Here is a 1,602-nt window from a genome sequence, read left to right as displayed (position 1 = left end):
TCGGGCTGCAATCTCAGTGCAGGCGTGCGCGGCTGCGCCCGCCTGCCGTGGCCGACCGATGTTCCGCTTCGCGGCAACATCGGTGTTGTTTGTAGGGATTTCCAGATTTTTAAGGGGAGAGCGCTGGTTTAACGCTCTGGGAAACCGTCGTTGGCATGAACTGCCGTTTTTCAACGACATGGCGGGCCGTCGTTTTTCTTTCTGCCTTTGCTCAGCGCTCGGACATGCCTTTGCTTGCAGAGAACAACCGCCTTTCAACGCTCTGGGGCCCGCGACCTGCCTTCAGGCGGTCGCGCCGACGTCCGCAAGCAGGCGGAATTCACTTCCGGCGTAAAGCGCAGCGGGCGTCGTGCCAGTCCCACCCTCCGTACAGTGTATCCAGAGCGGACGGGAGAGAGCGTCATTGGGGAGATGGAAAATGTCATTCAGGCCTTGGAAGGAAAAAGGGCGAGAGCAAGCAGGCCTTCCACGGCGGTGCGGACGTTTGTTGCCGCAAAAAGACGGGTGGAACGTTGCGTTTGTCCGGGCAGGGAGCACGACACGGCAAGGAAGCCCTGCCTGCGCACCTCTTCCGCGTCGAGACCGAGCTTTTCCGCGCTTTTTTCGCCCTTGCCCGAAAGCACCAGCACGGCGACGGCAAGTCCGGCGTTCGCCCCGAAAAGAAGATCCTCCACCTTGTCCCCCACCATGGCACAGCGCGAGGCGTCGAGGTGATGAGCCTCCTTCAGGCTCTCCCACATGCCGGTGTCCGGCTTGCGGCAGCGGCAGCCCTCCTCGGGCCCATGAGGACAGAAACGCTCGTCGTCCACCACTGCGCCGAACGCCGCGAGCAGCTCGCCGAGTCTCTTTTCGCAGGCGTGCCAGCCCGACTCGGGAAAATATCCCCTCGCGATGCCCGACTGATTGCTTACCACAAAGGTCTTCACGCCCCATGAATGAAGAGCGCCGAGCGCCTCCCCCGTGCCGGGTATGAGCTCCACCCCCTCAGGGTCGCCCAGATAGTGCTTGTCCACAATAAGCGTCCCGTCACGGTCAAAAAGCACTGCCGAAAGTTCCATGCCCACTCCTTTTTCTGCCCGGGTAACACAGCCGCCGAAAGACTGCAATCAGAGGCCCGCGTTCCCCAGGGCGTTGAAAAAACGCTGAGCGGAAAACAACGGCCCGCCCAATCGTTGAAAAACGACCATCCCTTGTCAACGACGGCTTTCCATATCGTTGAAAAACGGCAGGTCATGCCAACGACGGTTTCCCAGAGCGTTAAACCAGCGCTCTCCCCTAAAAATCTGGAAATCCCTACAAACCACACCGGTGCTTTCGCGAAGCGAAGCACCGGTCGGCCACGGCAGGCGGGCGCTTACATCCCGCCCCCGAGTGACGCCATCGCCCGTCAGTCCCGGACACGCTGTACGGACGCGGGACTTGCACGACGCCCGCTGCGCTTTACGCCGGAAGTGAATTCCGGCTACTTGCGGTCGACATTTTCCTTTTTTCCGAGTGACGCCGACTCCCGTCTGCTCTGGACACACTGTACGGACTGCGGAACTTGTACGGTGGTCATTTCATTTAACGGCGGAAGTGAATTCCGCCTATTCATGACCACCG

1 protein-coding gene is annotated in these 1,602 nt (G+C 60.4%); it reads right to left on the bottom strand.

Going from position 1 to position 1,602, the window contains the following annotated elements; translation table 11 throughout:
• Positions 1 to 425 precede the first annotated feature (425 nt).
• Entirely contained in the window at positions 426 to 1,058 is a 633-nt protein-coding gene (locus QZZ60_RS11390; RefSeq protein ID WP_295641493.1) for an HAD family hydrolase, read from the bottom strand.
• Positions 1,059 to 1,602: the final 544 nt, after the last annotated feature.

It is taken from the genome of uncultured Mailhella sp., from assembly GCF_905187505.1.
Lineage (GTDB): Bacteria > Desulfobacterota > Desulfovibrionia > Desulfovibrionales > Desulfovibrionaceae > Mailhella.
This window is presented reverse-complemented; position numbering and strand designations above follow the sequence as displayed.

Bases quoted from the DNA above. Each gene is read 5' to 3' on its own strand.
- QZZ60_RS11390 (WP_295641493.1), bottom strand. From the start codon at position 1,058: ATGGAACTTTCGGCAGTGCTTTTTGACCGTGACGGGACGCTTATTGTG.